The organism is Paraburkholderia sp. 2C (assembly GCF_054589215.1).
This window is the reverse complement of the sequence record NZ_BAAILL010000020.1, coordinates 1-7,872: the sequence shown is the minus strand read 5'-3', so window position 1 is coordinate 7,872 and position 7,872 is coordinate 1. Positions and strand designations below refer to the sequence as shown.

The following is a 7,872-nucleotide window of genomic DNA, read 5'->3' as shown; positions in this document are numbered from 1 at the left end:
GCGGCGACGGCCACGGCGGCGACGGCCACGGCGGCGACGGCCACGGCGGCGACGGCCACGGCGGCGACGGCCACGGCGGCGACGGCCACGGCGGCGGTCACGGTCATGGCGGTGGTTACGGCGGTGGTTACGGCGGCGGCCACGGCGGTGGCGGCTTTGGAGGTGGCGGCGGCTACGGGAGAGGTGGCGGCGGTGGCGGCGGTGGCGGCAGCGGTGGTGGCGGCGGCGGACACTAGGCACGAGCAACCGCGCCCACGGACATTCGCAGCCAGCGGCCCGCAAGTCGCGGGTCGCGGGTCGCGGGTCGCGGGTCGCAAGTCGCAAGTCGCAAGTCGCAAGTCGCAAGTCGCAAGTCGCAAGTCGCAAGTCGCGGGTCGCAAGTCGCGGGTCGCAAGTCGCAAGTCGCGGGTCGCGGGTCGCGGGTCGCAAGTCGCAAGTCGCAAGTCGCGGGTCGCGGGTATTCTCGCGTGCTTTCCGGGGACACGAGCGTGCTCGTTTTCGGGCCTTTCATCTACGACGGCTTTGCGCAGTAGATGGCGCAATGAACGGCCGCACGGTCGGACAAAGAGTCGCTAACGGGTACCTGCCGATACCGTTGAAGCTTGGCGTCCGATGCACAGAGTTCGAGAAGTTGCCTCGACGCTTCGACGTACAACCGGTCGCGCCCATGAAATCGATAAGTCGACCTGCGCGCTCGGAATGGACCGATGCCTTGTGCACGCGCTGCTGGTCAGCCCGCTCGAATCGGCACGTTCAGGAGGCCGGTTACGTTGCACCTCACCCGGCCGACGCATGGAAGTTGCCCTAACTGGCTTAAGAGCCCGTTAGGCGATGCCATCAACGCCTTTCTATGCGCCCCGGCCACAAGCCAAGCGTGCCCCTAAAGAAAGCCGCCGCTTTCTTAAGCCCCTCTTTCTTATCGCTTTGCTCGCCTCTGCAACCGCCAACAGCGCAATCGCACAAGCGCTGACTTCGCCCAATCGTTTTTCAGAGAGTCGGATTAGCTTAACGCGCTTCAACTCCATGTATTTTTCATATACGCACTGAATATATGCTATTCATGGATCGATTTTATATGAGAAATTGGCAACATCTAAGTTAACTCATTGTTTACTTATGTATCGAGCAGCCAACATCTTGGCTAATTCAGCCATTCAATAACAGCGGTAGACGCATCTGTATAGTATGCGCCGATGACGGTCACGAAGGAAGCTCTGAACGCTACGTATATCCGGGGAATATTAAAATGGAGCTGAATCAAACCGTGCCGCACGCGTCGCGGCAAAGCACCTCGCTGGCTAGGGCGGACAGGACTACGCGTATCGACATCGCCATGTTCAATGGGTTTGCGCTCCCCGGCATTGCTGTGATCATCGAAATTTTCCAGAAGGCCAATGAGTTTGTGTTCGTCACGCCAGGACAGGCCGCACGCTCACGTTATGACGTCTCGCTGTGGTCGGCTGCCGGTGGCCGCATCGCGAGTTCATCGTCCGTCTTCGTCTGGACCGAGGACGTCAATTCGCACCGAGGCACCAATGACGCGCATTTACTCTTCATTGCCGGTGGTGCGGGTGCGCAACAGGCTTGCCAGGACGAGCGTCTGAGAGTCTGGCTGCGCAGCAGGCACCCTTTCAGCGAAATCGTTCATCCAATTGCGGAAGGCCGGCTTCTGCTGGAAGCAGCCGGCCTGCCGAGTCGCTATCGCCCGCGAATCGAGACCGATCATAGAAACATTTACCCGCCCAAAAGAATCGGCGAGGCGCCAGGCGCGGTACCCACCGCGTTGCGGATCGTCGAGGAGGATCTCGGACCGGACCTGGCTCTACTGGTGGCCGAATCGGTTGCGACCGAGCACAAGTCCCACTTCGGTTCGTCCATCGCCGGCAGAGCGGCGCCGCAGGTCAGTGAGAAGATCATGGCGTCCGCGCGCTGGCTGCAGGCAAACATCGATCAACCGATATCGATCGACGACGCGGCGCAGGTCGCGGCTATGAGCGAGCGCAACTTTCTTCGGCGATTCCGGAGCGAGATGGGCATGACGCCATCCGACTACCTGCTGCACACGCGTTTGAACATGAGCTGCCGGATGCTGGTCGAGTCGCGCCTGCCGGTGGACAAGATCGCGCGCCGCTGCGGCATCGGCAGCGGCAGCCAATTGGCCAAGCTGTTCAGAAAATACCTTGCGACCACGCCCACCGCCTACCGCATGGGTCGGGAAGCGCCCAGGAATTCGAGTTGAGCGCCCGCGGCGCCTTTGCGCCGTTGTTGTCGACGTGCTTGCACAGCGGCCGCCGCAGGACTCGTCCGGTCTGCCCTGGCATCGACGGCATAACGTGGCATCCGCCATCTGTAAAGTCGACCCATCGACAGGCGGACGATCTTCGACATGAGCCAGAACGCGCTGACCGGACTCGCCATTTCGTTCGCACGCTGAAACGAATTCGTCATGTGCGCGATTTTACGGAATTCGAAACCGCTGGGTAATGCGATGCCCTCGCCTGCAAACTGGCTGACATAACGAATGGGTCCGCCAGTCCCGCCAGTTGAGATTAATTAGATAGTCGAATATTTATTGCGATTGCATACGATTCAATGATTGCTCTTTCAAGAATGTTCGTCTTGACGCACAGCTTAAAAACCTGTCCAAACAGAATCAACCGGCATACTGGATAGTGATCTATATCATATACATTGACTTCGAGATTTATACATAGCCTGAACTACGACATACCGGCGCATCGGACTTGGGTCACATTAAGACCGGAGCGTTACCGGACAAGCAACCATCGGATTTGACAGCGGTGCTCGGGCTGCGAGAAACGCACGAGACACGTCACGTAACTCGGCAAATCAGGAGACACGCATGCTAAGCCCCCATGAGTTTGCAACACTCATGCTCGTTAAACATATCGAACGAACGACGGACTTCGATCAGGCCGATCTTCGGACGCTGGTCGATCGCAAACTCGTCGAACCGGACAGTACCGCCTCTACTCACTCGCGCCTGCGCCTGACCGATTTGGGCCACGCGTTACTTCATATGTTCCGTTAATCCGAAGGATGGTCCGGGCGGCATTTGAGCGGTCGCGTCCACTACGAGGGTTTGCCAGATGACATATTTCTCAACCGGGCAGTTCACGGGTGTACAGCAAGCGAAAGTCGATGCGATGTACTGCTGTGCGATCGGGTCTTTCAACGGCATCGATAGGTTCGCAGCGTTGAACATGCAAACGATAAGGACGTTGCTCGACATCAATCAGGCGTATTGGCAAAGCGCGCTGACGAGCAAGGAGCCGCAGGCGTGCTTCGTGGTTTCACCGGACGCGCAGCCGCTCATCATCAAGCTTTCCGCGCATTATCGTCGGATGCTCGACATCCTGATGAGTATGCACGCCTCGCCGACCGGGCAAGCCGACGCGCAACACAAGCGGGCACGCAAGGCGCAACGCTGTATCGGCGATGCAGCGAGGAGCGGGCGCGGTCCCGCCGAAGCCGTCATCGCCGCGTTGGACTCGGTGATTAACCAACACGCAGTACGACAACCTATGCAAGACGGCGCGTCAGGCGATTGAAACAGTTGAATCCAATATGAAGGTCGTGGCGGAGCCGGGGAAGTGCAAAACAGCCGGGCACGTCCGACGCGACTGCAGGAACTGGCGAGCGCATGATGGCTTGCCGCCGACGCAAAGGAATGGCGAATGCGGCAGTCAAGGCAGTAACCGGGACGCGCGTTATCCCCCGCGTCCAGGCGCTTTTTGGCCCGCACTAGCGGGCCGCTTTTTTGGGGAGTACTTTTGGGCGCACGGGGAGAAACGGATCACCTGCAGATCGGTTCGCCGCGTGTGACTACACCGGCTGCGACGGCGCCGCGCGTGCGGATCGTTGGCGAATACCGCACCAGCGTACTTGGCGCGACGCGTTATGCACGACGCCTCAGTATGGCCACGACTACGTCATCCCGGTGACGCATTTCCAAAAGATCGAGCCATCGACCAGGCGCTCACCCGGTTGTCGCAATCAATTCATCGCGGCAACTTCGAACTGACTCACGCTCCTCGTATCGCGTCCGATATTCGCTGCTGTGATCGATCCAAGCGGCCGCTTCAGTAGCCGTTCATGAAAACACGTGACACATGCCCTCGCACAGCCACGTTTTGCCTCCCTAGTCGACAAACATTTCCTGCAGCCCCGATAACGTCGAGGCCAGCGCCTGATCGGAAATAGCGCCCGCCTTCCTGATCAACCGATCTTTATCGACAGTGCGAATCTGATCGAGCAGAATCAGCCCGCGCTTGCGTGCAAACGTAAGGCCGACGCGAAACGGCGCCGCCCTGCTGCCGGTGGTCATCGGCGCAACGATCACCGTGTTCAGGTGTTCGTTCAACTCTGGGGGCGACACGACCACGCAGGGCCGCGTCTTCTGAATCTCGCTGCCGGCGGTCGGATCCAGTGCGACTAGCCAGACCTCGCCGCGCTCTACCATACGAACCCCTCGTCGTCCGCATTCGGGAACTCGCCCATCACGAGGCGATCGCCTCCCGCCGACGCAATCGATCGGCTTGCTTCGGCCCAGCCCTGACGCGCCCGCTTCTGCGGCCGGCGCAGCACCAGGGCGTTTCCTTCGACTTGCATATCGACTTCGTCCTCCAGTCCCAGCTGGGCCAAAATCGGTTTCGGAATGAGCACACCATGCGAATTACCCATCTTGCGGATCGTCGTTTTCATGGCATCGCCCCGGCTGAAAAATGTTAAGAGGACTGTATGGAAAAGTAGATACAAAGTTATTACATCGTAGCATGACCAAATGGCATAGGGCGAATCTGACGGATTCGCATCCGTCGACGAATACGAGTCACGTCGCACGCTCTGAATCACCCGCTCGCGCGTTTATGCGCATAAATTTTTTTATTTCCTATAGCTTTATAGACGCCAGAGTCGTCAACCACGAGCGCTCGCATCGCGCGGCGTCACATACCGGAACGTCAGATTGATCCGCTCGCCCTGAACGCGCGGCTCCTTCGGCACGCGATGCCGCCACTCCGCCTGCGTACGGCCCCGCATCACGAGCAGGCTGCCGCTATTCAACGCAAACGACTGCACCGTGCCGGTCCGGTTATGTCGCATGTCGAACGTGCGCGTGACGCCGAGGCTCACTGACGCAATCACCGGCGCATTGCCGAGTTCGGGCTCCCGGTCCGCGTGCCAACCCATGCTGTCGGCGCCGCTCCGGTAGCGATTCAGCAGCACGCTATTGAAGCGCGCGCCGCTGGCCGCTTCGGCCGCGGCTTTCAGTTCGCCGACCGCCGCGGTCCACGTGTCCGGCACGTTGCGGATACCTGAATAAACGTAGACGGCATCGGGCTCTCCCTGCCACGCAGTCAGGCGCGGCAGCGGCACGCGGCCTGCCGGCGTGCCCATCGTGTCCTGCCGCCAGGTGACCTCCTCGACGATGCGCGCGAGCATCGAAGTCGCCGTCGCCGGGGCAAGCCAGTCGGGAATCCACGCCACATCGGGCGCGGGCAAATCGTCGAACAAATCGTGCATGGCAAAAATCGCGAAACGCGGAACACACAGTCTTGAGAGATTGAAATAGTATGAACCGTCGTCCGCACCTGCGTTACCGCCGAAACGCCGCTACGCGCGTTCGTCGCGGCAATCGCCCTGCGAAGACTTCCGGCACTGTCTTCTACCCCTCCAACCGTTCGTCAAATCTGCCGGTAGAATGACTGGCCGGCGTTCCCATACAGGACGCCGCCTCGCGAAAAAGCGCGCCCTCGTTCGGCACCTTGCGTCCCGCTATCCCTTTGCCATGCGCCTATCATCGTTCTTCGTTCGTCTTGTCTCTATTGGTGTTCTGTTTCACCTCTATGTAGGGTTCCGGATCATTCCGGACCTGCCGATCGGTTCAACCGGCCGGGCGCTCTGCGTGCTGTGGCTGGTGCTGTCGTGTCTGCTGATTCCAGCCGGCATGCTGGCGCGGCGCTTCGAGCAGCAGTCGGTCGGCGACCGGTTCGCCTGGATTGGCCTGTTGGCGATGGGCTTTTTCTCGTCGCTGCTCGTGCTGACATTCGCCCGCGACATCGTGCTCGCGTCGCTATTAACGGTGGACGCGCTGTGGCCTCATGCGGTGTCGATCGCCCAATGGCGGACCCATAGTGCGGCCGCGGTACCGATTCTTGCGCTGATCTCCACGACCATCGGCTTCATCAACGCGCGACGCCGCGCGCGTGTCGTGACGATCGAAGTGCCGATCGACGATCTGCCGCGTGCACTCGAAGGCTTCACGATCGTGCAGATCAGCGATATTCATGTCGGGCCGACCATCAAGCACAACTATGTCGACGCGATCGTCGAAGCGGTGAACCGGCTCGAGCCGGACCTGATCGCCGTGACGGGCGATGTCGTCGATGGATCCGTTGCGCAGTTGTCCGCGCATACGCAGCCGCTGTCGAAACTCACTGCGCGGCATGGCGCGTATCTCGTCACGGGCAACCACGAATACTATTCGGGCGCCGACGCATGGATTGCGGAATTCGAGCGACTTGGCTTGCACGTGCTGCTCAACGAGCATGTGGTGGTGGACCACGACGGTGCGCAAGCGGTGATCGCAGGTGTGACGGACTATTCGGCGGGACACTACGATCCGGCGCATAACAGCGACCCGGCGGCCGCGCTTCGAGGCGCCCCCGGCGATGTGCTGATCAGGGTGCTGCTCGCGCACCAGCCGCGTACGGCCGAGGCGGCAGCCGATGCCGGATTCACGTTGCAGCTGTCCGGACATACGCACGGCGGGCAGTTCTTTCCGTGGAACTTCTTTGTGCGCCTGCAACAGCCGTTCACTGCGGGACTGGCACGGCTGAATGGGCTTTGGGTTTATACGAGCCGCGGCACCGGTTATTGGGGGCCGCCGAAACGACTCGGCGCCCCGTCCGAAATTACGCGACTCAAGCTGGTAAGCGCGGGCGTCTAGAAAGCGTGGCCGCGCGGCCACGCGGCGATCGATGCCACGTCCGCGCGCGCCGCTATCGAGTTACTGCGCCGCCGATACCGACACATTCGCAGTCGGTGCGTAGGCGACTTCGACATGCGTACCCGCTGACAGATGAGCCACCTGTAGAGCGTTGCTTGCCTGAATGTGGAACACCGTGCCTTTGGGGCCGCGCAGTGCAAGCACGCCAGTTTTCTGATCGATCGACACAACCTCCGCCGGGATATTGCTCTGCGCCATCGGATCCGCGTTCGCCGCGCTTTGGCCCGTTGTGCTCGACGATGCGTGCGGCGCCAGCGTGATGACCGCATCGCGAACCATCCGTACACGTACCTTGTCACCCGCCTTGAGTTCCGCGAGCTTCGTTGTATCGGGGTTGACGTTGAAGGTTGCCTGGCCGCTCGCAGCATCTTTCACGGTGACGGTGTGCGCAACGCGATCCACCGCCTGCACAACGCCTTCGGCCTGAAGCACACTGACTCCCGCGATGGCTGCGCTCGACGCAACCGATGCGGCAGGCTGTGCCGCCTGTGGGCTTAACGGCGCCAGAGCGATGATGACCCCGGCGATTGCTGCAGCGATGGTTGGCTTCTGATTCATGCGATCCTCAGTTGTTGATCAACAGCGACTCGCACAGCAGTTTGTTTTTCGAGATGAATCCTGTCAACGTTTGGAATCCGAATTAACTCGAGAAACGTCAAATTGTAATTACGGATCGCATGGAGGATCGCGGGCAAGCCATGCATAGATGGTTAGTACTTGGGAGCCGGCATGCTGGTGAATTCGAATGCCGTAAACGCACAAACCCCGCCCTGATGAGGGCGGGGTTAGTGTTTCTGCGAGGGGGAGCCTGACGATTACCTACTTTCACACGGGCAATCCGC

General features: G+C 60.3%; 9 protein-coding genes. 4 read left to right on the top strand and 5 right to left on the bottom strand.

Annotated features, from left to right (window positions below; translation table 11 throughout):
* Positions 1-233: hypothetical protein (locus ACYPXD_RS05790; RefSeq protein WP_459708479.1), on the bottom strand; the 233-nt coding region annotated here is incomplete at its 3' end.
* Positions 234-1,246: 1,013 nt separating this feature from the next.
* On the opposite strand from ACYPXD_RS05790, the gene ACYPXD_RS05785 reads away from it, so the two are divergent.
* From ACYPXD_RS05785 to ACYPXD_RS05775, 3 genes are all read left to right on the top strand, one after another.
* The gene (locus ACYPXD_RS05785) at positions 1,247-2,239 is read left to right on the top strand and encodes a GlxA family transcriptional regulator (protein ID WP_459708476.1); all 993 of its coding nucleotides are present in this window, start codon (positions 1,247-1,249) and stop codon (positions 2,237-2,239) included.
* 624 nt (positions 2,240-2,863) lie between these two features.
* Complete coding sequence (locus ACYPXD_RS05780) at positions 2,864-3,052, top strand: hypothetical protein (protein ID WP_459708474.1); 189 nt, start codon at positions 2,864-2,866, stop codon at positions 3,050-3,052.
* A gap of 58 nt (positions 3,053-3,110) precedes the next feature.
* Positions 3,111-3,572 carry a phasin family protein gene (locus ACYPXD_RS05775; RefSeq protein WP_459708472.1) on the top strand — a complete coding sequence of 154 codons (462 nt, stop codon included), beginning with the start codon at positions 3,111-3,113 and terminating at the stop codon, positions 3,570-3,572.
* 590 nt (positions 3,573-4,162) lie between these two features.
* Here ACYPXD_RS05775 and ACYPXD_RS05770 read toward each other — a convergent pair.
* The 3 genes from ACYPXD_RS05770 to ACYPXD_RS05760 all read right to left on the bottom strand — a co-directional run bounded on the left by ACYPXD_RS05770 (position 4,163) and on the right by ACYPXD_RS05760 (position 5,544).
* Positions 4,163-4,483, bottom strand: coding sequence for a type II toxin-antitoxin system PemK/MazF family toxin (locus tag ACYPXD_RS05770; protein WP_459708470.1), 321 nt, complete (start codon positions 4,481-4,483; stop codon positions 4,163-4,165).
* On the bottom strand, positions 4,477-4,725 hold the full coding sequence (locus ACYPXD_RS05765; RefSeq protein WP_459708468.1) for an AbrB/MazE/SpoVT family DNA-binding domain-containing protein: 249 nt from the start codon (positions 4,723-4,725) through the stop codon (positions 4,477-4,479). Before ACYPXD_RS05765 ends, ACYPXD_RS05770 begins: the two co-directional genes overlap by 7 nt.
* Before the next feature lie 213 nt (positions 4,726-4,938).
* Complete coding sequence (locus ACYPXD_RS05760; protein ID WP_459708466.1) at positions 4,939-5,544, bottom strand: alpha-ketoglutarate-dependent dioxygenase AlkB family protein; 606 nt, start codon at positions 5,542-5,544, stop codon at positions 4,939-4,941.
* Between the two features lie 265 nt (positions 5,545-5,809).
* Between ACYPXD_RS05760 and ACYPXD_RS05755 the strand changes: the two genes are divergently transcribed.
* Complete coding sequence (locus ACYPXD_RS05755) at positions 5,810-6,970, top strand: metallophosphoesterase (protein WP_459708464.1); 1,161 nt, start codon at positions 5,810-5,812, stop codon at positions 6,968-6,970.
* A gap of 60 nt (positions 6,971-7,030) precedes the next feature.
* Here the strand turns inward: ACYPXD_RS05755 and ACYPXD_RS05750 are convergent, their stop codons facing one another.
* Positions 7,031-7,588 (bottom strand): hypothetical protein, encoded by a 558-nt coding sequence (locus tag ACYPXD_RS05750; RefSeq protein ID WP_459708462.1) that lies wholly within the window; start codon positions 7,586-7,588, stop codon positions 7,031-7,033.
* Positions 7,589-7,872: the final 284 nt, after the last annotated feature.